Consider the following 25,758-nt stretch of genomic DNA (forward strand, 5'->3'; position numbering starts at 1 on the left):
TTAATCATTAGTAAATTGGTTGGTTAAACAATGCAAAAGCTTTTTTAGCTCGAACGTTTTCAATGATATCCCCTAAATTAGTCCAGTCTTCTGGAGTTGGAGGATCTTCCCAAGTTAATTGAGGTTGCTTTACAGATTGTGAATAAATATCAGATACAAAGATGTCTGTATTTTTAGAAATGTTTGTCTCAATAATAATATTCGCATGATGAAACGCATCTAAAGAATTGATTACATATTCGGTATATAAATCTCCTTGAGAAAAATCAACCGCCACGTAAACTCGTTCTTTTAACAAACGGGCGGGGATGTTATTGATTAACGCAAACATATAACCATAGTAAAGGTTAACCCACTTAGGAGCGTCCAGGGTAATTTCGTGTTCAGTCTGGATGCTCTGTAAAAATCGGTGAATTAGAATATCAAACGATGGGTAAGTTTTCTCGAAAAATTTGATGGAATTTTCCCGTACGAAAGTAGATGGTTCAATATAAAATGAAGTTAATTGAAGGTTAACGTTAATTAAATCGTGGCGAAGGGACTCCTCGGTGTTTTCGTCTAGAGTTGACGTAATGGGGTAGTCCTTTAGCCACTGAATAAGACTGTTAGTTAACTGGGTTGCTAAAGGAAAGTTATTTGATATAACCCGGTTGCTAGAGTCGGAAATATAGCCTTTTGCAAGCAAAAAGCCGTAGAAGTAACTCATTTCATACCTATTTAAATTAAAATGACGCCCGAGAACGCGTTGTAAACGTTGAGACAACTGCTGATATTGATCGTTATTTTCGTCAACATCGACGGTTAAGGTTTCGTTGTAGTTTTGATTACGATGTCGAAGAATCCAGATTCGCAAAAAGATTGACAATTTAAATTTTTGACTTAATCGTAAGGGGTGCGTGAAATAAGGTTGGCATGCTTGAACGATTTGGTCAACTAGGTCGTTTAGTTCAGGAAATGGCGAATCAAGTCCGTTGTAAAGGCTGTAATAAAACTGAAATAAAAGTAACCGCTGATGAAATTCTTCCCCCACTTTTCCATTTTTAGGGTTGTCCTTAGAATAATTAGCGATGATTTTATTCAGCATTTTAATTTGTCGGTAAAATACTGATCGGCTAATTGGAGTGTCTTGTAAATACTGGTTAGGAGTCTTTAGGTTTTCATAAAACATTAAATACTCAAACACAGGTAAAAGGGGAGAACGTAATACGTACACCAACCGAATTTTATTGATTACTAAACTGGAAAGGTTTTGTGCTTGCCACAGCCCTTTTTGTAATTCGTTAATGTGGATATTTTGCTGGGGAGCGAGTTCACGTAAATCAGTGTTAATGGTACTCAACGCAGCATTTAATTTGTACGAGCTTACTTCTAGCTTGTCCGCAACGTGATCCATGTTGACAGGTGCGTCCGCGGCACGGTTGATTAAGGATAAAATTTCAAAAGATAATTGGTCTTTTTTATCCATTAATAATATTGGATCCATAAATACCTCCTAGAGCTCTTCTATTAGTAATGATACCGCTTGTTGAACGTTGCCACAATTGAAATTAGCGTTAAAAACAGTTGGTAACAATTTTTAAACTTTATGGTGTTAATTTTGTCTGACAAATTAGACATGTCTTCGATACAAATTACAATGCTTGGCGAGAATAGGGGATGGATTAGGGTTAGTTAGATTATTTACGTAGGACGGAAAACATTTTAGTACGTTTTGAATTAATGAGTTTTATAATTATTACTTTATGTACAAATTAAGTTAAAGTGGTTAATATCCTTAAAAGGTTTAAATTCGACTAGGTAAACCGATGCGTAGACGGAAAATGGTGCCGAGTGACCATTTTTTTCAGAAAACAAAAATTATGAGAAATTTACTTCTGAATGATGATATATACTACCTAATGTAGATGGGGTTTACCAAACGGCGCGAAAAACCATGATAATAGATGATGGTTTAACTGCGTAGTTAAGGTAATCAATTGATCCATTGCAACCCCTAGTTTAAAAATGTGGCCGAGTCATGGCCGGAAACAACAAATGTAGCAATGATTTAATTAAGGGAGTTATTTTTATGGGCATCGATTTGCGCGAATTAGAGGTATATAGTGCCAGCGAAGCGGCAATGATGTGGGGAAAGTCGCAAAATTTCGTTCGCCATTTAAAAATTAACGGGACAAAAGTATTTCCTGAAGGGACCATCCGCAAGTTTGGGAATAGTTGGTTAGTTACCCGTGAAGGAATGGAAGAAGTTCTAGGTTGCGGCCCCCAAATGACTTTGGCTCAAGCACAGCGAGAGTTAAGGAAAATTAACCGAGAAAGAAGAGCTAAGTATAAGCACCAGCACTAATAAGTTGGTGAGTCAGTCAGGAGACAGTGACTGAACGTACAAAATTATTTTTGTAATGAAGTTAAGGGTGGTTAGTTGCTAAGAAACTGATGCAGTGTTTGTCAGGCTAGCAATGTAGTGACTACTTTTAAACTTAACTTTATAAAAAATAAACTAACATAACGTCCCCCAAATACGTGACCATTTTCTTTACGAAATTGGCCACGTTTTTTTGTTTTGCCATCTATTTTGAAATGAGATTTCAAAATAGATGACTATACAAGGTAAAAAAATGAAATACGCAAGAAAAGTTTGCTTGTGAATCGCTAAAGTGCCTTGATGGTTAAGGCCGGTAAATTAATATTTTGAGCGGGAAAGTTTGTGAAATTGATACTTTTTGTGAAATGGAGCTATAAAACGCTTGCACTTTTGAATTTTAAAGTATATTATAACAACACAAGTTAAGTTTTAACTAATCAAAGGTATAAATAAATTTTAAAGTGATGGTAGCATTAGTTACAGGTAATAGCTTTTAAGGGGGATAATTCACATGGGACCACAAATTTTTCACAGGGAAAATAGCCAAGTAAATAACAAAGTTGTCGATTTTGAAATTTACAAAAGTCGGCAAAAATTGCGACAAACGGCAGCAGCTTTGACAGATATTTTTAACGAAGTACTTGCCGATAAACCAATGTTTTGGCAATCAATTCCGGTGAAAAAACGGATGTGGCAAGCAACGGTAGTGAATATCTTTGATTTTATGGAAAACCGGACTCCGAAGTTCGAATCGCAATAGTGCCTCAATCAAGTTTTAAAGATTGTTGGCCGAGAATGCATTTACCAAGGGGTCGCAGTAAACTTAAACAAATAATTTTTAAAATACCTTTGTCCCACTTAGTGGGAGTAGACGCATACAGAAGAACTTTGCTTTTATTGGGGGATAATTGCAGAGTAGCTATAGAAAACCGGTTGAATTACGTAAGCGGGTTTCAAAAATAGCTAAAAAACTGGAGTTGGATTCTTAACGTCCAACTCCAGTTTTATTTTAGAACTTTTTTTGCATTTTTAGAGAAATAACTTACAGAAGGATAATTATTTCTTGTACCCGCATTATATGTCCGGGGGTAACGATGGATTTGCTCTGCAATGCAGCCGAAACGTGTTCGGGAACCCAATTCCTTCCGGATAACTAAATTACGACATCAATTGCTAAAACCGCAATTAATGTCGTAATATTGTTAGTCCTCAGGAATTACCTGGGTTTCCGAATACTCTTTGTCCCATTACCAACCTACCCGACATTTTATACCACACCTGGCCCAGCTGAGTGTGGTTTTTTGTATCTCCGTTTAACTTAATTATTTTTTGGACGTGGTTATTCCAATCGTCGAAAGCCAGTACGGGATAGTTATCCCTTGGGAAATACCATTTTAAATCCAAACGGGCAAGTAAATCTGGCACCGGAGTGGGCTGCTGATCAGCCACCGCCAGCGGAATCGTACCCGCATGAACCGGATAACGTGGCTGTGATTGAGCAGGTTGCGGGCGACTTGAGCTATTAGAAAGCGACTTACTTGGTTGCTGCGGATGACGCTCGGCGACCGCTGGTTGAATCGCTGGCGTTGCCCGACGTAAGGGACTGACTGGTAGCGTAGGATGTTGCTCCGCCGGCGCCAAAGCAGGTGGCGTTACAGGCTGGGACGATGACGACATTTTCGAAGGAGTAGGTTTAATCGCCGCAGGAAGGACTGGTGGCGTTTGCGAACGTAAATGAACTTCGTAAAGGTGACCAGATTCCTTAATTTCATCAAAAGTGAGCGGTCCTTGCGGCAAATCACTGCTGACTAAGCGATAGTCTTGATGATTGAAGGTTTCAGTTAAATTGGTCTGGGGATGCTTAACGTCCACGTTGACCGTTTTGAAGGAAACTATTTTTCCCGTCCGGTCGTCAATCCACCGGATTACGGCCGTTTTCTTTTTCAATTGGTAACGGACCGTGATGTTTAAGTCGGTACTAGAAGGAGTTACGGGCGCGGCCGGTACCACATCCTTAGCTGGATCCGTTAGTTGGTAACCATGGGGCAACGGATCGGGTACCTCGGCAAAAGTAGCTTGCGTACCACTATGCCAATTTTCAGAATCCCGAGGATTGCCTTGATCATCCATTTGAAAATTAGTCGAGGTATTCGAAAAATAGTTTTTTGTCACATGTTCAGCTAAATTATCAACGGTCACAAAGGTAATGGGCTGGGCTACGTGGGTTGGCGCGACCGTTTAGCCATTTTTATCGACATAATGTATAGTTTCGTTGATAGTTTTAGCTTTGAAGTGGTATATTGGAGCGTAAATATAAGTAACCATACCGTTGTCGCCATCTTTGTTAAGTCTTCCCCGAGTTGGAAGACTATCAGGCGCGGTACCGACTAGCCGGTAATTTTTAATGGACCGGGGCTGACTAACGTAAGGCTCGCCAACGTGGGGGCCGTGCGGATAGTACGCTTGCCCGGTTCCTAGCAAATGCCCAGACTGGTCAACGTACCGTACGCTAACCGTTGCATGGCAATGGTGATGCCAATGATGGTGATGGTGCTTATTTCCCCAAAAATAATGGTGCGGATCGGCTGATGATGAGGCGATCGCACTAGTAGATGATCCCCAGTAATCTAACCTCGGCGGCCGACTTGCGGCCTCTTGCGGTGCAATTTGAGGAGATGATGCCGGATAAGTTGATTTGGATACTTGATCACTAGCAGCTACGGAAATGGGGGACAACATAACGTTTAGTCCAATGGTCACACCGACTAAGCTAGTGATGAACCATTTACGACCGTAATTATAGAACCGTTGGTAGTGATTTGTTCCCAAGATGATGAACCCTCCAGACATATTTTTAGAGTTGGATCTTTAAAAATATCTTCAACAAATCATCTTAAGGAGTTTTTATTTATGATCGAAAAGTTTAACCGTTTATTGGACGACGAACAACAATTGGTGCTCCAAATGGCCGAACTTTACATCCACGATCCAGAAAAGAAGCTATCAATTAGCTATCTACAAAGTGAATTAGGCGTTAGCCGTCACCAAGTGCTGATGGCCTTTGATTTGCTGAAAGATACCGTTGCGTCACTTAACCTGAAAAACATCGACTTGGCCTACGATGGGAAGGGGATCATTGCCATGTACGGCTTGACGACGTCATTGCTTAAACAGCTTTTGGAAGAAATGGCGCTAAGGTCGATCCGTCTAAATGTTTTTATTAATTCCCAATTAGGAATTTACGGGACTCAAGCCCAATTCACGAAACGTTTTGGGATAAGCCGAGCAACTTATTATCGCAATATTATGGGAATCCGGCAACTCTTCACCGAAGAAATTTTCAACTATCGTTCGTTGACGGAAGCAAGGTTGCGACAGGTATTGTTTAGTGTGATTCACCATTTTTTTAACGGGATTGACGGGCTCCCTGGCGAATACCGACTGGAAATACCAACCGTTTTGGAACAAATTTGTACGGATTGTGGGATGTGTCTTAAATACACCGAACGGAAGCGACTGGTTAATTTTGCTTTTGTACAAGCTCAAAGAATTCGACAAGGGCACGTACTTGCAGAGTTAGCCGATTTAAGTCCGGTGACTACTGATGACGAAGGTCCTGATTTTGGCCTCCTTAATCAGTTTTGGGGGCTGGAGGACGAGGATTTACGTCGGGAAAAACAGTACTTAACGATTTATTGTCGTGTAAACGAGCTGCTGGATTTTTCTATTGATCAATGTTGTGGACCGCAGCTACAAGAGCGTTTGCAGGATTTGGTGGATAGTCAAACAGAACTTTTATACAGCACTTTTGCGGACGCAAGTTTGGAAAAGGCGATTGGCCGAATTAAACGAGCCTTAACTCAAACGAACGCAAAGGTGTTTTCGCCGTTTTACTTTAGCGAAACGTTCGTCGATCCCACAAAAATGCCTTTCTTTAACGAAACTTATCCCGCAATTGACGCGGTGGTAAAGCAGTTGTTGGGCGAGGTGGCTAAACGCCGCCAACTATACATCGATCAGGACGTGTTGACCCAGTTGTACTACACGTACATGTTGATTCTATTGGAACATTTACCGGTGAAATTTTTAAGCCGAACGGTTAAGATTACGGTAGATTTTTCGAATGGACCAATCTTTACGAAGTATATCGTGGCGCAGTTGCAGCAGTTTGCACCGCTAAATATTGAAATTATGATGGAACTAACGGAAGAAACGGATATCTTCCTCTCGGACCAATCGTTTGCGGAACTAGATTGTGAACAAATGATATGGGAGTCACCACCGTTAGCGGCGGATTGGGAGCAGTTGGGAGATATGATTGTGAGGATTAAGAATCAGAGTGTTTTGGAATCCGGGTAGCTCTCGAGGATAACAGGATTATGGCTCCAGTCGCGGTTTAGGCGATTGGAGCCATAATTTTGTTAACCGGAGAGAGTTGGATTCCAAAACACGTTTCGACTATGCTGCAGTAGGAAGCCCCCCGTTAATCGCGATTTAAGCGATTGGCGGCGGGATTTTATTAACCGGAGGGAACTGGGTCCAGGAGCACGTTGCTAAAAAATTAGCTTTTTGAACTGAAAAGGCTGAAAGAGTTAATAAATCGTTTTGCGATATTGGCTTTAATAGAGCCAAAACGTATGCCAAAAGTCAGTTCGTTTAACCCTAATCGATCATTATGCCAGATTCGAGCATAATGATCGATTTTTAGTTATGCCTCACAAACTACCCGGCCTTTGCTTTAAATATTATTCTAATTTTGGCTAAAAAAGGAACCGCGTTGATACCCGGTAGTGACCGATTCTCTCAAGTTTTTCAAATCAATTTCAAAATGTGAAACGTCAGGAGCCTTTACTGTCAAGGGGCCGGATTATATGATGAAAAAGTACTAATCGTTGAATTAGTACAGGGGGGATCATTTTGAATATCCTAGCAGCTTAGGATATGGGGACAACGGGAGGCTGGAAGAAACTAATCGTTTTTTCTGGCCTCTGCGTGTTTATATGGCAATTATTCAGGTCAAAAAGGATAGTCCCTCACTGGCCAGTTCAAGAACTAAAAGCGAAGCCGGCCTTCGCTAAATCCCTGCCCATTTTAATTTAGAAAGGTGGTCGCGCTGCAATTAAAAAGCGATATTGGTTTTGGATAATAATTGGGTTACAAGTACTGTTTGTAGCAAAAATGGTACATGACACCTACTTCAGTGATCGCTGGGCCACTCGTTACGTGGTAAAAGCCCGTGGCGACGTGGTTACCAACGTGGACTATACTTTAACGAAAAATCGGTTTAGCGGAACGGCTTTAATCGTTAAAGATCATAAAGTGTTGTTACATAAGGGTTACGGTAAGCAAGATGCCACCCATGCTAACGATGTAAAAACGTTATATAACATTGCCTCGATTGAAAAGAGTATGACTTCAATCATGGTGGCGAAATTGGTTCAGTTAGGAAAGTTGTCTTTTGATACAAAGCTAGCCCGTTTTTATCCGACAATTCCTAATGCTAAAAATATTACCATCCGCGATATGTTAACGATGACCTCGGGATTGGAAGCAAGTAGTGATCCGGAACGGGCACTAAACGAAAAACAGCTTACAAACTATTACGTGCACCATTTGGCGGTGGATCCGCGAAAAGGCTGGGATTATGACGCAGTGAATTTTCACTTGTTGGTAGGGGTGATTACCCAACTTACTCACCTAAACTATCAGGACAGTTTCCAACAGCTGATTAAATTACGGCGGCCCATTAAAATCATGAGCATGCCCGATTTTAAAAATCCGCATGTGGCAAAAAGTTACCACAAAAACGGTCGGGCATATCCTAACCCGGCTTACATTTACCGTAACGAGGTTGGTACCGGAAGCTTTTTTATGACCGCAGGCGACCTGTACCGGTATTTTGCGGCACTGGTGAACGGTCAGATCATCCCGCTTAAGGTGGTTAAGCAACTTTTTAAAACTTCTACCCAAAGCGTCTATGCTGGGGGAGTTTATCAAAATCGGTTATATTACCGCGGACATGGGATTTTACGTGGATACGAGCCATCGATTATTTTCAATCGCTCGGCGGGAACGGCGGTCGTTTTATTAGGTAACCGGCGTGGTCGAGAAACCACGATGAAATTAGCAAACAGCATTTATTCGTTAATTAACCAGACCCCTTATTTGGGCGGAAATTCATATTAACGAGGTAGCTGCGGATACTTTTACTTGGGGGAGAAATGAAAAATTATGTACGTAACGGCAATTGTTCCGGCGCACAACGAAGCTGGAAATATTAAACGCGCGGTCCGAGCGCTAAAAAAACAGGTTGATAAAGTAATTGTGGTTTGTGACCGTTGTGATGATGATACATACCAACGCGCTCAACAGGCAGGGGCCCGCGCATTTGAAACTGTGCAAAATGAAGGTCGAAAGGCGGGGGCGCTGAACCAAGCGCTAGAGAATTACGTAGATTGGCAGCAACCGGACCAGTATTTGTTTATCTGTGATGCAGATACCGTGATTACGGAAGACTGGATTGAACACGCTAAGCGAGTAATTGCCCAGGGAGATTATGATGCGGTTGGCTCTGTCTTTTACGGAACGGCTAACCGCAATAAGCTGATTGAGTTTTGCCAACAGTTGGAGTGGTATCGCTACGCCAATCAAGTTCGCCGTAGTAAGAAAGTTTTCGTCTTAACCGGGACCGCGTCGTTGATCCGAGCAGAAACGCTGCAAAAGGTTCGGCAACAAATTGGGACCTTTTACCGCGAGGATTCGATTACCGAAGATTTTGCCCTAACGCTAGATTTAAAAGCAGCGGGGGCCAAAATGATTTCGCCATTATCGTGTTATTGCACGACTGAAATTATGCCGACGTGGCGCTTGCTATATTTACAACGGCGCCGCTGGTATTTAGGGGCGCTTCAGCAGGTGACCCGCCGACGTTGGGACAAAATGATGTTGCCGTATGTTTTTCAGCAGTTGATGTTATTAATTTCGGTGTTCGCTTTTTTAGGATTGATTGTGTTTACCACGTACCTGATGCTTGAAAACTTAATGATTTTTAGTTTGCTGTGGTTTGTAATTGGAGTAATTTTTGCTACCGAGCGGGTGGTGACCATTTGGGACCAAGATTTCCAGGCCAAGTTTTTTGCCCTCATGATGCTGCCGGAACTAATGTATAGCTTGTTTTTACAACTGGCTTACTTAGGCGCGCTGCTTCAATTGCTCCAGGGGTCAACGGGGACTTGGAACCACTTAAATACTGATCAATCAAAGGAGGCATAAAAATGTATACCAATGTACAAAAAAACGGAATGTTATGGATTGGATTTAGCTGGAACGGCCTGTATCATGGGTTGGCCATCGTTTCGATATTCTTTGCTATTTTAGCGGTGGGAACCATCCTGCGGAGTATGTGGGCCCGGACGCATTTTGACCCAACTTGGGAATAGTTAAGTTTTAAAAGGAGATTAGTGTGAGGAAAAAATGGCTACTTGGATTAGTGATCGCAATTATTTATTTTTGGGAAAGCAATCAAACCATTGCGTACTCATCCACTGATTGGGGCGACCAATTTATTACTAACGTGAGTTTGGGAGATGCGCAACACAACGATCGTACTAGTTTTGGCTTGTACGACAAGCTGGTTGGAAAATGGGAATTTAAAATTCCTGCCAACGTACCGGTCAAGGCGCAGGACCAACTCACTTTTAAAGTCCCCCGAAATTTAAGACTGGTTAGCAACGCCCAATTCAACCTGAAAGACCGGCATGGGCAAGTGATTGGACGGGTAGATGCACAACGTGGGAGCGGTAAAATCACGGTGCGGCTAGCGCGCTACGTTACGCAACATGACGGTGGCATCTACGGCAACTTTAAATTAGGGCTTTTATGGGACTACGACCGGGTCAAACCCGCTTCCACCGTGGCAGTCAGTTGGCCACGTTTACGAACCGAAAAATATAAAATTTTACCGCATCGGGGTCCTAATTCCCGAGAAACGGTGTATTCATGGGGGTGGTATGATACTAAGGACCCCCAATTAATTCATTGGCGAGTACGCCTTAATTATGCAAAGCAACCGCTCCGGCAAGTAACGTATACGGACTTGATCGGGGTAAACCAGCAGTTAGTCTCGGATTCGATCAAGGTTAAAAAGGTTAAATTTGATCGGAGCGGTCGCAAGTTTAAGGTGTTGGCAAGTCGATCGCCAAAACGAATTACTCAGTATAGCCAACTACGGTTTGCGGTGGCGCTAGGCGACTTGAATGGTGCCAACTTGATTGATTTTGAAACGCGGGCAACTAATTCAATGGCCCGGTGTTTTAAACACCAAGCGCAGTTAACCGGGGTCAACCTCAACGAAAAAAATACCGGTAAGACGCCCGTAAAGCGGGCTTCGGGGACTGGAAGCAGACTAGGAGGAATCCGTGGAGTGAGCTTGCGAGATGACGATGCCCGCCAGCCCCTTCCGCTGCGGTTAGACACGGTTTTAGCCGGGGATGATCACCAACTAGTAATTAAGTTTGGTTTAGTGACGCTGGGGTTGGTAGCTTGCGTAGGCTGGTTTGTCTACCGACGTCCACGATAATAGAAGTAGTTAGCAAAAACCCGCCAGGTTGGCCTTACCAACTTGACGGGTTTGCTAATCTAATTAAAAGGGAGGAATTCTATCCGGCTACTTTTTAGGAACAGCGGACTGTTTCTTTGAGATTTGGGTGAAGGCGACCACGCACATCAACGCTTGAAAACCAAAGGTCCAAACGTTACGACCGAAGAGGGCAGGAACCGTAGATGCGGCGACCACTACCATGGCCCAAGCAATGATTCTGGACATTTTAGTTTGATGCTCTGGTTTTATCATAATGCAGGTTCCTTTCGGTTAAAAATTATTTTGCGTTAGCAGCTTTTTCAGCAGCGTAAGCAGCGTTGCGTTTCTTCATTTGTTTTGCGTACCACCAGAAGAGGAGGACGTAAGCAGCGAGTGCTAACAACGCATAAATCATGAAGGTGATTTCACCAGTCGAAGCTTTACCAACTAAGTAAGCTAAGAATTGTTCGATTGGTCCTTCCTTGGTTGATTCAGCAATCTTAGTACCAGCGCTCAAGCCTGCTGGGAAAGCCCCAACTTGTTTAGCAACGTTAGTAATGAATGGAGCACTTAAAGTACCTGCCCAAAGGAAGATTGGCATTTCAATGGCCCCGATGACGATCATCCGAATAATCTTACCGCGGGTAACCACCAACAGTGCGGGAGTAACCCCCATTGCGATGATCCCACCGAGTGGAAGGATGTGGTTGCCAGGCAATACTAAGGCTTCAAGCAACATCACTGGCGCTAAAACGTTAGCAGCTGCCCAAATTTCAGCACGGCCTGCGATAAATGGCCAGTCCAAACCAATGTTCAACTTCCGTCCGTGAAGGTGCTTGTTAGCTAAGTCAGTAACCCCTTGGGAGAGTGGTTCAACAGCAGCGATGAACCAAGAGCCAATTTGGGAGAATAACTGCAAGCAGACCCCGCCGGTAAAGGCTAAAGTTAAAATTTCTTTTGGATCTTGCCGAGCAACTAAACCGATGAAGACCCCCAGATAGCAACCAATGGCAAAGTGGCTGCCCCAGAATCCAATCCGTTTGTTTAATTCAGCAGAGTCAAAGTCGTACTTATCTAACCATGGGAAAATTTTGTCAAAAATCTTGTCGAACAGCATGATTATCGGGTTCATCATGTAGTTTAAATGGGTGGTAGTCATTGGGTTATCATCTGGCGCGTTTAATAAATCGTTAAACGTGGGCTTCATTAAGTCGGAGTTGATAATCTTTAGAATACCGATAATTAAAATCAAAATAATTGCAATTAATAAATTGGCACCAAAGTACATCGCCATCAATGCCGTAAATGAAATGTGCCAGATGTCAAACACGTCGACGTCCAAAGTGTTGGTCCATTTCAAAGCTAACATAATCAAGTTCAAAATCACCATCAAAAGCAAGAAGAACAGGGTGTATGGCGAGCCCCAGGTGATGGTAGCCAATGGAGCCCAACCAACGTCGGTAACCGACAGATTAATCCCTGTCGACTTAACAAAAGCGGCCAAAGGAGCTTGGTAAGCGGTGGTTAAAATATTAATAATGGCACTAATCCCGGTTAAAGCAATCGCGAGCTTAATACCGCCTTCCAAGGCTTTGGAAAACTTAACGCCTAATGCCCAAGCCAACAAAGTTAAAACAATCAGCATGATTGGGGCAGCCCCCAAGTCAATGATTGGCTTGAAAATCAGGTTGGCAAAATGAATGATTCCATTCATATAATCTCACTCCTTTATTTAGTTGTAGTTATGATTTGTAAAATTGAAATCAGATTGATTAATGACCGCTTGAAATGAGCAGCCATGGGGATCGCCATCTAAATTAATGAAGGCGCTTACTTGGATGGCATGAAAGAAGGGGAATCCGAGCCAATTGGGGATTCCCCTTTGTTTAAGCAATTAATTAGCCTTGGATTTTCTTGATTTCTGCTTCGATTTGGTCGTAAACAGGTTTAGCCATTGCAGGCATCCGATAAAGAATTGCTCCAGCATCGATTTCAGGAATATCAATGTCAAAACCAAGGTCCGGATGGTTGATTGGTAAGAAAATTTGAACGCCTTCCATCTTTTCAGGAGTAACGTCTTTGATCATTTCTGCGTCAACAGAAACGTCGTAACCACGGTTTTTCATTTCTTCTTCGACCGCATCCTTAATTTGATGACTTGAATTAACACCAGCACCACAAGCAGTTAACATTTTAATCATAATAAATACCTCCACATAAGTAATTTAATTATTTTTCATCAAAGTTAGTTGACAAGAAATCAAAGATCTCTTCCGGGGAATCACTTGCAAACAGGTGTTGCAAGCTATCCCACGGGGTGTGAGTCAAAAACTCCATGATTTCAGCAAGTACGTTAGCTTGACCTTCCGGGTCGTTATTCAAAATCATGAATAAAAAGCGGACGGTCATGGTTTGCGTGGGATTGATCATGTTATGAAACTCGACGGGATGTGCAAGCTTTACGGGAACAATCCGGCGCTTATAAACAAAGTTGGCTTCCGTATGAGGAATGGCGACGTTTGGATATTGGGATCCCACCACCGATAAATCCATGCCCGTCGGATAAGCATCTTCTCTGCTATTCAGATTGTCGAGAAAGTTATCCTTAACGTACCCCTTTGCAACTAAGTCGTCGGCGACTTCCTTGAAAACGGCCTGTCTGGTTGTACCTGAACTAACATAGACAATCTTTGGATCAAATAGAGACTCGATTGCTGTTTCGCTCATATACAGATCACCTCTTTCAAACATTGGCAAGGTAAAGTTTATTTGTGTTTGCCTTTGTTTATTTTTGATTACAGCTTCATTCTAATTAAGCGCTTTCATATTGTCAACCAGTTTTTTTGGTTAGGCTTGGATTAATTAAGGCGTTGACATTCGGGAGTGCAAATATTATTCTTAGTTTGTAACACAAATGAACAAAAACAAACATTTAAAAAGCAAAAAGGAGGGGTGCGAGTGCTAAAAAATGAACGAATGATGGAAATTTTAAACGCAGTTAATAGTAAAGGAACGATCACGGTTAACGATTTGGTCGATAAGCTGTCAGTTTCGTCAATGACTATTCGGCGGGACCTCGACGAACTCGAGAAGCAGGAAAAAATTGTGCGAGTTTTTGGCGGGGCTCAAAGCGTTAACTTAGTGTCGCAAACCGAACCCTCATATATTCAAAAACGTAAAATTCATTTAGCTGAAAAAAATGAAATCGCTAAAGCAGTGGCAAGTATGATTAAACCTAACGAAACTGTTTTTCTTGGCCCGGGGTCGACGAATGAATTGGTTTCTAAGTATTTGGAAATCGATGATTTACGAATCGTGACCAACAGTTTACCAGTTTTTCAACGCTTTTCAGATGAGCACGACTTTGACCTTTGCTTAGTTGGCGGAACCTACCGACGTCGGAGCGGTGCGTTTGTGGGAAGTTTAGCGGAAGAATTTTTACGCAACATTAAAATGCATAAGGCATTTGTGGGGGTTAACGGAATCTCTAATACGAGCGTGATGAACGCAGATACTGATGAAGGCGCGTCGCAACGGGTTGCTTTGGAGCAATCGCAGAATAAGTATATCGTGGCTGACCACCATAAGTTAGATCACGACGATTTCTATAATTTCTATGATTTAAGTAATGTTAACGGTTTGATTACCGATGCGGGCGTTAAACCAGCAATCTTACGACGTTACCAGCAAATTACCACCGTCCACGTTGCTAAAAAGATTGAATAAGAAAAGGAGCAGTGAGCATGAAAGTTGTAGTAGGTGCAGATAAAGCAGGTTTTGACTTGAAGGAAAAGGTAAAAACTTACCTTAAAGAACATGATTACGAAGTGGTTGACGTTAGTGAAACTCCCCAAGCGGACTTCGTAGACTCTTCCTTAGCCGTTACGGATAAGGTTTTGAACGACAAAATTGAAAAGGCTATCATGTTTGACGAATACGGGGTTGGTTCAGCAATGGCAAGCAACAAGGTCAAGGGTATGGTCACGGCTAACGTAGTTGAAGAAAATACCGCCCACATGACCGCCATGCATAACGGTGCTAAGGCCATTGCCATCGGTGCCGGCGTCGTTGGTGAAAAATTGGCTTACAACATTGTGCAATATTACCTAGATACTGAGTATGCCGGGGGTCGTCACCAAATCCGCTTAGACATGCTTAACAAAATGATTTAATGAGGGAGGAAGCATAGAATGATTATTTCAATTGGAAACGACCATATCGTTACAGACGTAAAAATTCAATTATCAAATTTCTTGAAATCCTTAGGTCACGAAGTAATTGACGAAGGAACTTACGACACCACCCGGACCCACTACCCAATTTACGGAAAACGGGTTGCTGAAGACGTGGCGGATGACCGTGCAGACCTTGGTGTGGTCCTGTGTGGAACCGGAATCGGGATCAGCACCGCGGCAGATAAGAACGAAGGCGTCCGGGCTGCGCTAGTTTCTAACCTAGTTGCCGCACGTTACGCTAAGGAAGAACTTAACGCTAACGTAATTGGTTTTGGTGGTGCGACCGTTGGAGAACACCTCTGCGAAGACATTATTAAGGTGTTCTTGGATTCAGAATACAAGGAAACCGAAGAAAATAAGAAGTTGATCGACAAGATTGATCACATTGCTACACCAAACCCAGATCAAAAGGATAATCCACACTTCTTCGACGAAGAAAACGAAAAGTGGGCTGAAGGATTTTACCACGATTAATTAGGCCGATTATCAATTTGTGCAATTTTTTGTTAAAATTGTAAGCGGTACCTGAAAGGGCATTCAAAAATATTTTTTTAAACGAAAAGGGGAAGTTGGACACTATGAAAACATTGACAGAAGGAAAATTACGGGGATTGAAGGCTTTATCAGATGAAAACGGCGTAATCAGCGCTTTGGCAATCGACCAACGCGGTTCGTTGAAAAAGATGATTAGCGCGGCAAGCGGACACGAAGCTAGCCAAAAAGAAATTGAAGACTTTAAGGTAGCAATTTCTTCCGAATTGACTCCATACGCAAGCGGAATTTTGCTTGACCCAGAATACGGCATTCCCGCAGCACGGGTTCGTGACGAAAACGCTGGCCTATTAACGGCTTATGAAAAAACTGGTTATGACGCAACTGAACCGGGCCGTTTCCCAGACATCCTTGATCAATGGTCAGTACGTAAACTTAAGGAATTAGGTGCGGACGCCATCAAATTCTTGTTGTATTACGATGTTGACGAAGGTGAAGAAATCAATGAACGCAAGCACGCCTTCATTCAACGGCTCGGCGACGAATGTAAGGCTGAAGACATTCCGTTCTTCTTGGAACTAGTTTCGTACGATGCTAACAATGATGACGTAAAGGGTAAGGAATACGCTAAGGTTAAACCGCACAAGGTTATCGAAATGACTAAGGAATTTTCTAAACCCGAATACGGCGTCGACGTTTTGAAACTTGAAGTACCAGTTAACCAAGCTTACGTAGAAGGTTTTGCGGAAAACGACGCAGACGTAATTTACAGCAAGGAAGAAGCTGCGAAGTACTACAAGGATCAAAGCGACGCTACCGACTTACCATTCATCTTCTTGAGTGCTGGGGTTTCTGCAGAATTGTTCCAAGAAGAACTCCAATTTGCGCACGAAGCAGGTTCAAAATTCAATGGAGTACTTTGTGGCCGGGCAACTTGGCGCGGTGCAATTGAACCATTTGCTGGTGAAAGCGAAGAAGTTGGTCGCAAGTGGCTTCAAACCCAAGGTAAGAAGAACATTGAAGACTTGAACAAGGTTTTGGCAAAGAGTGCGACCCCTTGGTTTGAAAAGGTACAAAAATAATTTGAAAAGGCCCAGAAGATGACGAACTATGAAAAAATCCAAAAGGCGAACCCTCAGTTAACGATATATCAGGTGGGTGACGAACAATTTCGGGATTACGGTGTCGTATATAAACAATTTGATTTAACGGAAATTAACGATTACATGGTTAGGGTGGCAGTTACCGCTGCAAACCAATACGTACCGAAAAATCCTGCAATTGAACAAATGAGCGTGATCCATGAAATCAGCAGGGATGTATTTGGCGGAATGGCGCTTTCAGCAGGCCAGTGTGTGGGCCACTGTGATGCCTTTTCAGCCATTGAATTTCACCAAGGTAGCGAAGTGAATATCACCTTTAGCGACGTGATTATGGTGTTAGGGAAGCGACGTGATTTACGAAATTACGAATTCCACGCCGTTGACGACGCGCAAATTTTCTACATTCCGCAAGGGACCGTCTTTGAAATGTTTAGTGACACGTTGCATTATAGCCCCATTGAGGTTACGTTAGCGGGATTTAAAGCGGTGGTGGTTGTATTGAATGGTACGAATGAATCTCTCCCAAGTTCATTTAAAACCCATAACCCCATGCTAGTGAAGAAAAATAAATTCCAGTTGGCGCACGCGACGCGGACTGATAAGGTCAAAGCCGGAATCTTGCCGGGGGTTAAGGGGCCATTGGTTCAGGTTCGTCCGATTCAAGATTAGAGGAGGCCATTAAAATGGATTGCAATGTCGATGAAGAAAAATTAACTGCCGAACAAAAGGCGGAAATTGAACGTCAAGAAGAATTGCATCGGGCAATGATTAAACGTCAGTTAGAAGAATTTCCGGTTAAGGACCCCTTCTAAAATCAGCGTTAGTTAAAGCCAAAAACGAGATTCGGAAATTCCGGTCTCGTTTTTTTGTGAGCGCTTCCTCGGAGCTGATTAGATAAAACTAAAGGACTTCCGAAGAATCCCAAAATACTCTGGTACAATAAAACTATGATTATTTAAGGTGAGGAAGGATACGCATGAACTGGAGAAAAAGTAAAATAGGCATTTTTGCCATGGTTTTAGTGGTGATTTTGGTGGGATCGATGATGCGCACCCCAATTACTACGATTCCCTTGATTTTGGGCAATTTAGCGCAAAGTTTGCGGGTGGCCCAGGGAAGCCTAGGGATTTTAACCACTTTGCCATTGGTGATGTTCATGGTGTTTTCAAATTTTGCTTCACAAATTTTAAAACGGATGGGCTTTAAACGGTCACTATTGCTGGCGTTAGCCATTTTAGTGCTTGGATCAGCACTACGAATGGTTGTAACGATGCCCACGATGATTGGCGGAACGATTTTAATCGGGGTGGCAATTGCCTACCTAAACGTTTTTATGCCGTCATTTGTGGCGGCCTATTTTCCGCAACGGATTGGGTTATACACCACGCTCTACACTTTTTCAATGATGATGGGCAGCGCAATTTTTAACTTGATTACCGCGCCAATCGTTAAATTGTCCGGATGGTGGACGATGTTATTGATTCTAACGGTGGTGCCATTACTGGCCTTGCTAACGTGGGGGTTGATCGTGCCCCATTTGCCAGAAGAGATGGACGGACGGGTGCCAACGCCGACGGACAATAAAGCTCCAACTAAAACGGTGATTTGGCAAAATAAGCGGGCGTGGTGCTTTCTATTGGTGTTCGGCTGTCAATCGGTAATGATGTACACTTTCACGGCGTGGATGCCGTCGTTAATGGCCTACCATCACGTTGGCTCGGACGTCATTGGAGCAATTATGGCGTGCTTTTCGTTGATCGGCTTACCAGTCTCGGTATTTTTACCCCAAACCTTGACCCGGGTGAGTCGGCAAACTCAGGTTGGGTTGATTCTATCCGCAGGGATCGTGGGCCTCGGGGCAGCCGGAATGCTCTTCGTGCAAAATACCGCCGCCACCTGGTTTTGGTTAATTGAAGCCTTGTTAATTGGTTATTCGGTAAACCTCTTCTTTGTTTTCGTGATGACCATGTTTGCCATGAAGACGGCTTCGCCATACCAAACAGCACAACTATCCGGCATGTCTCAAGCTGGTGGTTATCTCATCGCAGCTTTGGGCCCCGTACTTTACGGGATGGCCTTTTCTGCTAACCCGGTCGGTAGTGCACAAAACGTGGTTTACCTCGCCATCGTTTTAGTTGCCACGGTAGCTGGCCTAGCAGTAGTAAAAATGGATCAGATTTAGTAAAGTTACGTAAAAATAATATAACCCCTTGCCGTCCGCAAACAATGAAGTTGCGGATGGGAGGGGTTATTTTTTAGTGCGAATTACGTATGAATCTAGCAGAACCCGGGTAATTACTTGTAAAGGCAAGCGGGAGTGCACTTCATACGCCGGAAAGTAAGTAGTTTCGGACTTAAAACCACATAAAATTAAAGAGGCGTATTTTCCAATGCTACTAGTACCGTTGGTGGTGATCAAAAGAATGGGGGCGCGGTTTTGTGATATACGGCGGGCAGCCTCTACTAATTCGGGAGTTTCTCCATTAAGTGAAATAATAATTACTAAATTGCCAGGACGAATATCGGTTGCTAGGGTTTGAATAATGTTGGGATCGTCGCTAAGCTGACAGTTTTTCTTTAATAACTGAAGTTTTACTAAAAGTTCTTCAGCGATTAGTTCAGAAAAGCCCCGGGCAAAAATGTAAATGATTTGGGCACGTCGAATTTGCTGCACCGCTTTTTCAACGTCAGCAATCTTGATCATTTTAATGGTATTAGTGACTTCGTGTTCATTTTTCATGATGGCGCTGCGAATATCAGAATCAGCGCGAGCAAGGTTGGTGTAGGAACCTTGGTTCTCTTCAACTAGATGGTGTTTAAAATCACTGTAACCCTTGAAGCCACGTTTGCGAAGGGTCCGAATGATAGTTGCTGTAGAGACGTTTGCCTGCTGACCAAGCGCAACGATGGAAAGTGCCGGGATACTTTCTAGGTGATCTTGGATAAATTGCCACGCGTATTTTTCCGAATTACTTAATTTTTGCTGTTTCAAATTAGCCGCCCCTAAATGTAAATTCTTTTTCAAGAATACCACAGAAAAAGATTTTTTTGAAAACATTTACAACGCGATGGCGCCTACAATTAAGGTAGCAGAAAGAAGAGGTGCCTTAAATGATTTACACATGTACTTTAAATCCAGCAATTGACTTATTTATTGAAACTGATGAATTAAAACCGAGCAAGGTTAACCGAACGAACAGCTATGATATTCTAGCCAACGGAAAGGGCGTAAACGTTTCTTTCATTTTAAAGATGTTGGGCATTGAAAATCAGGCGCTAGGCATTGGAGGAGGTTTTACCAACGCATTTATCGAAGAAACGTTGCGTGAGCGGGGCATTGAAAATCATTTTGTGCATACGGATCAACCAACGCGGATTAACGTCTTCACCCGGGTGTTAGCAGAAGGAACCGAGTACAAAGAAGTTAATGCGGGACCCCAAGTTACACCAACGCAGGTGACGGAATTCTTAGGATTGATTGGAAAGCTGACTGCAACAGACGCTTTGGTCATTTCAGGAAGCTTTTCCCGCGGAGTGGAACCACAAATTTTAGTAAAAATCGCGCAAAGGTCCCAAAAGCAAGGTTTTAAATTGGTAATCGATACTAATTATTCGGCAGTTTTGGAAACGCTACCATACCAACCGGAATTGCTAAAGCCAAATGATGAAGAACTAAGTAAGTGGTTTGGGTTAACTAAACGGCCAACCTTAACAGAGTTAATTGAATGTGGCCAACAATTAGTGGCACGGGGAGCCCAAAACGTATTGCTGTCGTTAGGTAGTCAAGGCGCGCTCTTAGTTAACGCAACCACCGTCCTGCTTGGAAATGCTCCTAAAGGAACGGTAGTCAATACGGCCTGTTCAGGGGACACCATGTTAGGCACTTTTTTAGCCGGAATGGAACAACAAAAACCATTAGATGAAAATTTGAAATATAGCATCGCGGCAGGAAGCTCAACGGCTTTTCGGCCAGGATTAACTGATTTTACGGACGTTGACGAATTAAGTAAACAGATTACGATTAAAGTGATTAAGGGAGGAATCGAGAATGGCTAAATACCAAATTATTGCGGCAACTGGTTGCCCAACGGGAATTGCCCATACCTACATGGCCCAGGAAGCTCTGGAGCAAGCTGCCAAAAAGCGGGGCGTTTCCATTAAGGTTGAAACTCACGGCCAAAGCGGCACTGATAACCCATTTACTGATGAAGAAATTCAAGGCGCTGATGGCGTGATTGTTGCAGCAGATAAAGACGTTCAAATTGAACGATTTGACGGCAAGCGGTTGATCAACGTGTCCGTCACCAAGGGAATGAAGGAACCTGACCAATTAATCGACAGTATTTTAAATGATGACGTCCCCGTTTACCACGCCAGTAACCCAGCTAGTGTTAAGTCCCAGGGTAGTGAGGCTAACGGGACCTTCTGGCACAATATTTACGTTGATTTGATGAACGGAGTTTCTCACATGTTGCCGCTTGTGGTAGCCGGCGGGGTATTGACTGCAATTTCCTTTTTCTGGGGAATTAACTCGGCCGACCCTAAGAGTGCGGACTTTAATAGTTTTGCGCAGTTACTGAATACCATCGGTGGTTTTGCAATGAATCTGATGGTCCCCGTACTGTGTGCTTACATTGCAGAGGCAATTGGGAAACGCTCCGGATTGGTAGTTGGTTTTGCTACGGGGATGATTGCCTATACTAACGGAACTGGATTTCTTGGCGGAATCGTCGGCGGTTTTTTAGCAGGTTACACGGTAGTCTTACTACAACGCTTATTTAAGGCATTACCTAAATCATTGGACGGTTTGAAACAAATTTTCCTTTTTCCAGTTATTGGGGTTTTTATTTCCGGCGCAATTATGTGGTATATGTCAATTCCGATGAAAGACATAAATACCGGGATGATGAGCTTCTTGAAAGGGATGGAAAATTCAAACCCGTTAATTTTGGGATTAATTATCGGGATGATGTGTGCGTTTGACATGGGCGGCCCAATTAATAAAGCAGCCTATTTGACGGGAACGGCCCTACTTGCCCAAGGAAACTACTTCTTCATGGCGGGAGTATCCGCAGCCTGCATTGCACCACCGCTGGCAACCGGTTTTGCCGTATTATTCAACCGCAATGCCTACTCCGACAATGAACGGAGTGCAGGATATGTAAACTTTCTACTAGGTTCCACGCACATTACGGAAGGGGCGATTCCATTTGCGGCGCGAAATCCGTTGGTTAACATTCCAATTTTTATGGTGGGATCGGCAGTTGCCGCAATTTTAACGTATATGACAAGAATTAGTGTTCCGGCTCCCCACGGTGGGTTTATCGTGCTGCCGTTAGTTAATAAACCATTTCTTTGGGTGGCCTTCATTGTTATTGGAGCGCTAATTTCAGGCTTTCTACTTTCGTTAGTTGCGGGCCGAACTAAGGCTACGGAACGTGATGTAACGAATCCAACAACCGCAGAGGCAACCACGGACAATCAAGAGCTAGCGCAAATTTTAACCGTTAAGAATGTTAAAACGGCCGTTGAAGTTAGCTCACGTGACGAATTGTTAAAATATTTAGCGAATTTAGCCGTAAAAAATGGGTATAGTACGGATGCCAAGGCGGTTTACCAGAAGTATTTAGCACGCGAAAAAGCCGGTTCTACTGGTATGGAACGTGGCATTGCGATCCCCCATGCACAAGATGCCAGCATCAAAAATTCGGCAATGCTAGTCGTTAAGCTACAAAAACCGATTACTTGGCAAACCTTTGATCAACAGCCCGTAGATACGATAATTTCGTTTTTAATTCCGGAGCAGGATCAAGGCAACCATTTAAAATATCTCTCAGCAACTTCTAAATTATTGATGCACGAGCAGTTTGTTACGCAGTTAAAGCAAACTAACGAACCTACGGCAATTTATCAGTTATTCAACCAATAATGAGCTTCTTTAAAAAAGGCTGGAAGACCTTCACTAACGGAATGGAGATTAAATTCTGCTATGGTTAGTAGGGGTCGCCGGCTTTTTATTTTTGAGAAGAAACCTAAGCCCCTAACTGCTGTTTACCAATTTTGCCATAACGGGGAGGGTGTTTAATAAATTGAACTTGTAAGCGCTTATTTTTGTGTTATCATCAAAGTATCAAATAAATAATTAAACGTAAAAGGGTATATACCAATGTATAAAGAAAAATACTTTGAAGAGCTGAAAAAAGAATTTAATAACGAAGATGAGATTGTAACCGAGATCGTCAACCTGGAGGCTATTTTAAATTTGCCGAAGGGGACCGAGTATTTTATCAGTGATATTCACGGCGAGTATGATGGGCTCAACCATATTTTAAAGACCGGGGCGGGGATCATTAGCGAAAAAATCAACCTCCGTTTCCCTGAAATGGCGGCGGCTGAGAAAAAGGAATTAAATTTCGTGGTGGCCTATCCTAAATTCATGATTGAAAAAGTGCAGCAGGGTAAAAGTGCCGACGAGTTGATTCAGTGGTATACCACCATCATTCCGCGGATGATTGAGGTTACCCAATATTGTGCAAGCAAATACTCGCGTTCAAAGGTCCGGAAGACGTTGCCTAAGAAGTACGCCTACATTATCGAAGAGCTATTGTACGTAGAAGGTAGCCCGAAAAACAAGCAAAAGTACTACGCACAGATTATTAATAAGGTCATTGAATTGAATCGGGCGCAAGATTTTGTTCAAAGTTTGGCTGCGACGATTCAAAAGCTGGTGATCGATCACATTCACATTGTGGGCGACGTTTTTGACCGAGGCCAAAAGTCTAACCAGGTTTTGGAATTGTTAGAAAATGCCCACTCCCTGGATTTTCAGTGGGGGAATCACGACGTCCTCTGGTTAGGCGGTTACGCCGGCTCACAGGCCTGCATCGCAACTCTTTTCCGGATTGCGACTCGGTACGGCTACATTTTTGATTTGGAACGGGAATACGGAATTAACTTACGGGCCTTGTTTACCTTTGCCGACCAACATTATGAAGCCGACCCGTTTTTCTATCCGAAAACTGGGGAATTTAACCAACCAAACGCAGATCTGTTGTCTAAAGTTCACCAGTCCCTGACCATTATCCAATTTAAATTAGAGGGCCAGATTATCGCCCGACAACCCGACTTTGAAATGGAAAACCGCCTGTTTTTGCAACAAGCGGTCACTGGCGCAGTTGAAATTGACGGTCGGACCTATCCTTTAAGCCACGGGTGTTTTCAAACGGTGGATCCGCAACACCCCTACGAACTGACTGCGGAAGAGCAGGAAGTTATCCAAAGTTTAGGGTATTCGTTCCGACATGCCCCGCAAATTAAGGCCCACATGGACTTTATTTTGCGAAAGGGGAGTATGTACCTAATTTACAATAATAACTTGTTGTATCACGGTTGCATTCCGTTAACCGAGGACGGCGACTTTGACGAGTTTGAATACCGTGGTCACCGTTATGCCGGTCGAAAATTACTTGATTTCTTTGAAGAACACATCCGGGCCGCCACCAGCAAAAATGATTTTACCGAAACCGATGATACTGACTTAATGTGGTACTGCTGGATCGGTAAAAAATCACCGCTTTTTGGGCGAACGGCCATGACCACGTTTGAACGCTACTTTATTGACGACAAAAAGACCCACCGCGAAGGCGATAACCCGTACTTCATGCTTCGCGACCGGCTTTCTACGGCGCACTATATTCTAGATAAATTCGGGTTGGACGAGCGCTCCAGCTACATTATTAACGGGCACACGCCGGTAAAGGTGGGCAACGGAGAGTCGCCAATCAAGGGCGGTGGTCAAATTTTAGTAATTGACGGCGGTTTATCAAAGGCCTATCAGAAGGCGACTGGAATTGCCGGTTATACGCTGATCAACAATTCATACGGGTTTCAAATCGTTACCCATACGCCGTTTTTGGGAGTGGCCGAGTTGTATAACTCGACAACTGGTTCAGCAACCTTGAAACGGGTGATCGATCGAGATCTTCCCCGGCGCAACATTGCCGACACGACTATCGGAATGGAGCTTAAACGTCAAATTGACGACTTGAAATTTCTGCTGCAAAACGACGACAACTAGTCGTTATACTTTTTGGAACGCAAAATTCGCCAAGTAACCAAGGCGAGCACCAAACTGACAATAATCATCATTAAAAAGCCGAATTTAGTGTGTTCACCAGGCAACCCGCCGGTGTTCATTCCCCATAGCCCGGCAATTAACGAGGGGACCGAAATGACCAAGGCGGCGGAATCTAGGTATTTCATCAAGTGGTTCAAATGGTTACTCATAATGTCGGTAAATAAACCGCTGATCGCTTCAATTAAGTCACGATAAATGACAATTAACTTCGTGATTTGGCGTTCAGCGGTTTTAATGTTGTAAATCATCGCTTCGTCTGCCAAATTATCGGTAAATTCCGCTAACTTAAAAAGCCGTTCTAACGCCTGATGTTGGGTATCAAGGGTGTGTTCTAAGATGACGGCCTCCTTTTTGATATTTTTGATTTCGATGAGATATTCATTTTTGGTAGTTTCCGTAGACTGTGCTTCAATTTCTTCGAGCTGCTCTTTAATGTGCGCGAGTTTTACGCGGTAGTTGGAGTAAATTTTTAAGAGGAAGCAGGCAATCAGACCTTCGTTGGAATTAAACAGGGTGGTTTCGTAAAGCTGTTGAATTTCAGTGGCGCTTGCCGATTCTTCATGGACCAAAAAGGTTAGTTGCTCCGGCTCTGAAACGATGATTAAAGGGTCTAACAATACCTGAGAGTCAAGAATGTTATCGGTAGGCGCGAGGTTACAGACTGCAATCAAATAGGCAATTTCATCTTCGCCATGCTTGAAACGCATGGTCCGGGGAAAGACCTCGGGAGTTTGCAGGCCTGCCGTAATGGTTGATGGCCACTGATGTTTTTGGATTAAATTGTTGAGAGAATCAACACTAGTGAAAGTTTCAATTTTGAGATGGACGTGGTGATTAGGCATGCCGGAACT

General features: G+C 43.2%; 26 protein-coding genes. 17 read left to right on the top strand and 9 right to left on the bottom strand.

All coding sequences use genetic code 11. From position 1 onward, the window contains the following. Window positions 1-7: 7 nt before the first annotated feature. Entirely contained in the window at window positions 8-1,483 is a 1,476-nt protein-coding gene (locus NL111_RS00465) for a BglG family transcription antiterminator (RefSeq protein WP_285110302.1), read from the bottom strand. A 585-nt stretch (window positions 1,484-2,068) separates the two neighbouring features. Here NL111_RS00465 and NL111_RS00470 point away from each other — a divergent pair. Further along, entirely contained in the window at window positions 2,069-2,344 is a 276-nt protein-coding gene (locus NL111_RS00470) for a helix-turn-helix domain-containing protein (RefSeq protein ID WP_002830828.1), read from the top strand. A 529-nt stretch (window positions 2,345-2,873) separates the two neighbouring features. Continuing rightward, complete coding sequence (locus tag NL111_RS00475) at window positions 2,874-3,122, top strand: hypothetical protein (RefSeq protein WP_002830829.1); 249 nt, start codon at window positions 2,874-2,876, stop codon at window positions 3,120-3,122. Between the two features lie 449 nt (window positions 3,123-3,571). Here the strand turns inward: NL111_RS00475 and NL111_RS00480 are convergent, their stop codons facing one another. Next, window positions 3,572-4,492, bottom strand: coding sequence for a hypothetical protein (locus NL111_RS00480; RefSeq protein WP_285110303.1), 921 nt, complete (start codon window positions 4,490-4,492; stop codon window positions 3,572-3,574). Window positions 4,493-4,600: 108 nt separating this feature from the next. After that, window positions 4,601-5,191, bottom strand: a complete 591-nt coding sequence (locus NL111_RS00485) for a MucBP domain-containing protein (RefSeq protein ID WP_285110304.1) — start codon at window positions 5,189-5,191, stop codon at window positions 4,601-4,603. An 81-nt stretch (window positions 5,192-5,272) separates the two neighbouring features. Here NL111_RS00485 and NL111_RS00490 point away from each other — a divergent pair, with 81 nt between their 5' ends. From NL111_RS00490 to NL111_RS00510, 5 genes are all read left to right on the top strand, one after another. Then, window positions 5,273-6,721 carry a hypothetical protein gene (locus tag NL111_RS00490; protein WP_159218026.1) on the top strand — a complete coding sequence of 483 codons (1,449 nt, stop codon included), beginning with the start codon at window positions 5,273-5,275 and terminating at the stop codon, window positions 6,719-6,721. 819 nt (window positions 6,722-7,540) lie between these two features. Continuing rightward, window positions 7,541-8,548, top strand: a complete 1,008-nt coding sequence (locus tag NL111_RS00495; RefSeq protein WP_002830654.1) for a serine hydrolase domain-containing protein — start codon at window positions 7,541-7,543, stop codon at window positions 8,546-8,548. 45 nt (window positions 8,549-8,593) lie between these two features. Continuing rightward, on the top strand, window positions 8,594-9,634 hold the full coding sequence (locus tag NL111_RS00500; RefSeq protein ID WP_002830833.1) for a glycosyltransferase family 2 protein: 1,041 nt from the start codon (window positions 8,594-8,596) through the stop codon (window positions 9,632-9,634). 2 nt (window positions 9,635-9,636) lie between these two features. Further along, window positions 9,637-9,801, top strand: coding sequence for a hypothetical protein (locus NL111_RS00505; RefSeq protein ID WP_002830834.1), 165 nt, complete (start codon window positions 9,637-9,639; stop codon window positions 9,799-9,801). A 23-nt stretch (window positions 9,802-9,824) separates the two neighbouring features. Continuing rightward, window positions 9,825-10,940 (top strand): collagen binding domain-containing protein, encoded by a 1,116-nt coding sequence (locus tag NL111_RS00510; protein ID WP_285110305.1) that lies wholly within the window; start codon window positions 9,825-9,827, stop codon window positions 10,938-10,940. A gap of 87 nt (window positions 10,941-11,027) precedes the next feature. Here NL111_RS00510 and NL111_RS00515 read toward each other — a convergent pair whose 3' ends face one another. The 4 genes from NL111_RS00515 to NL111_RS00530 form a co-directional block, all read right to left on the bottom strand. Then, entirely contained in the window at window positions 11,028-11,213 is a 186-nt protein-coding gene (locus tag NL111_RS00515; RefSeq protein WP_004166482.1) for a hypothetical protein, read from the bottom strand. 25 nt (window positions 11,214-11,238) lie between these two features. Continuing rightward, the gene (locus tag NL111_RS00520; RefSeq protein ID WP_002830651.1) at window positions 11,239-12,654 is read right to left on the bottom strand and encodes a PTS galactitol transporter subunit IIC; all 1,416 of its coding nucleotides are present in this window, start codon (window positions 12,652-12,654) and stop codon (window positions 11,239-11,241) included. Between the two features lie 184 nt (window positions 12,655-12,838). Next, window positions 12,839-13,141 carry a PTS sugar transporter subunit IIB gene (locus NL111_RS00525; RefSeq protein ID WP_002830837.1) on the bottom strand — a complete coding sequence of 101 codons (303 nt, stop codon included), beginning with the start codon at window positions 13,139-13,141 and terminating at the stop codon, window positions 12,839-12,841. A 28-nt stretch (window positions 13,142-13,169) separates the two neighbouring features. After that, window positions 13,170-13,667 (bottom strand): PTS sugar transporter subunit IIA, encoded by a 498-nt coding sequence (locus NL111_RS00530; RefSeq protein WP_002830649.1) that lies wholly within the window; start codon window positions 13,665-13,667, stop codon window positions 13,170-13,172. 231 nt (window positions 13,668-13,898) lie between these two features. On the opposite strand from NL111_RS00530, the gene NL111_RS00535 reads away from it, so the two are divergent. The 7 genes from NL111_RS00535 to NL111_RS00565 all read left to right on the top strand — a co-directional run bounded on the left by NL111_RS00535 (window position 13,899) and on the right by NL111_RS00565 (window position 18,952). Beyond that, window positions 13,899-14,666, top strand: a complete 768-nt coding sequence (locus NL111_RS00535; protein WP_002830839.1) for a DeoR/GlpR family DNA-binding transcription regulator — start codon at window positions 13,899-13,901, stop codon at window positions 14,664-14,666. A gap of 17 nt (window positions 14,667-14,683) precedes the next feature. Next, a complete protein-coding gene (lacA, locus tag NL111_RS00540; protein WP_008842242.1) occupies window positions 14,684-15,112 on the top strand; it encodes a galactose-6-phosphate isomerase subunit LacA in 429 nt (142 codons plus the stop codon). A gap of 18 nt (window positions 15,113-15,130) precedes the next feature. Next, entirely contained in the window at window positions 15,131-15,649 is a 519-nt protein-coding gene (gene lacB, locus NL111_RS00545) for a galactose-6-phosphate isomerase subunit LacB (protein WP_285110306.1), read from the top strand. 104 nt (window positions 15,650-15,753) lie between these two features. Then, the gene (gene lacD, locus NL111_RS00550; RefSeq protein WP_002830645.1) at window positions 15,754-16,749 is read left to right on the top strand and encodes a tagatose-bisphosphate aldolase; all 996 of its coding nucleotides are present in this window, start codon (window positions 15,754-15,756) and stop codon (window positions 16,747-16,749) included. Between the two features lie 18 nt (window positions 16,750-16,767). After that, entirely contained in the window at window positions 16,768-17,439 is a 672-nt protein-coding gene (locus tag NL111_RS00555) for a DUF4867 family protein (RefSeq protein WP_285110307.1), read from the top strand. A gap of 14 nt (window positions 17,440-17,453) precedes the next feature. Then, a complete protein-coding gene (locus NL111_RS00560; protein ID WP_002830842.1) occupies window positions 17,454-17,582 on the top strand; it encodes a hypothetical protein in 129 nt (42 codons plus the stop codon). Window positions 17,583-17,746: 164 nt separating this feature from the next. Next, a complete protein-coding gene (locus NL111_RS00565; RefSeq protein WP_285110308.1) occupies window positions 17,747-18,952 on the top strand; it encodes an MFS transporter in 1,206 nt (401 codons plus the stop codon). A 66-nt stretch (window positions 18,953-19,018) separates the two neighbouring features. Here the strand turns inward: NL111_RS00565 and NL111_RS00570 are convergent, their stop codons facing one another. Continuing rightward, entirely contained in the window at window positions 19,019-19,762 is a 744-nt protein-coding gene (locus tag NL111_RS00570; RefSeq protein ID WP_002830642.1) for a MurR/RpiR family transcriptional regulator, read from the bottom strand. Between the two features lie 119 nt (window positions 19,763-19,881). On the opposite strand from NL111_RS00570, the gene pfkB reads away from it, so the two are divergent. The 3 genes from pfkB (at window position 19,882) to NL111_RS00585 (ending at window position 24,847) form a co-directional block, all read left to right on the top strand. Next, on the top strand, window positions 19,882-20,826 hold the full coding sequence (gene pfkB, locus NL111_RS00575; protein WP_285110309.1) for a 1-phosphofructokinase: 945 nt from the start codon (window positions 19,882-19,884) through the stop codon (window positions 20,824-20,826). After that, complete coding sequence (locus NL111_RS00580; RefSeq protein ID WP_004166489.1) at window positions 20,819-22,699, top strand: fructose-specific PTS transporter subunit EIIC; 1,881 nt, start codon at window positions 20,819-20,821, stop codon at window positions 22,697-22,699. The genes pfkB and NL111_RS00580 overlap by 8 nt, the downstream gene beginning before the upstream one ends. Before the next feature lie 237 nt (window positions 22,700-22,936). After that, window positions 22,937-24,847: a fructose-1,6-bisphosphatase gene (locus NL111_RS00585; RefSeq protein ID WP_285110310.1), complete on the top strand. Its 1,911-nt coding sequence runs from the start codon at window positions 22,937-22,939 to the stop codon at window positions 24,845-24,847. Here the strand turns inward: NL111_RS00585 and NL111_RS00590 are convergent. After that, window positions 24,844-25,749: a CorA family divalent cation transporter gene (locus NL111_RS00590; protein WP_285110311.1), complete on the bottom strand. Its 906-nt coding sequence runs from the start codon at window positions 25,747-25,749 to the stop codon at window positions 24,844-24,846. The two genes, NL111_RS00585 and NL111_RS00590, sit on opposite strands and share 4 nt — an antisense overlap. Between the last annotated feature and the right edge of the window lie 9 nt (window positions 25,750-25,758).

Source organism: Pediococcus sp. AC40 (assembly GCF_030252485.1).
Classification (GTDB): Bacteria; Bacillota; Bacilli; order Lactobacillales; family Lactobacillaceae; genus Pediococcus; species Pediococcus acidilactici.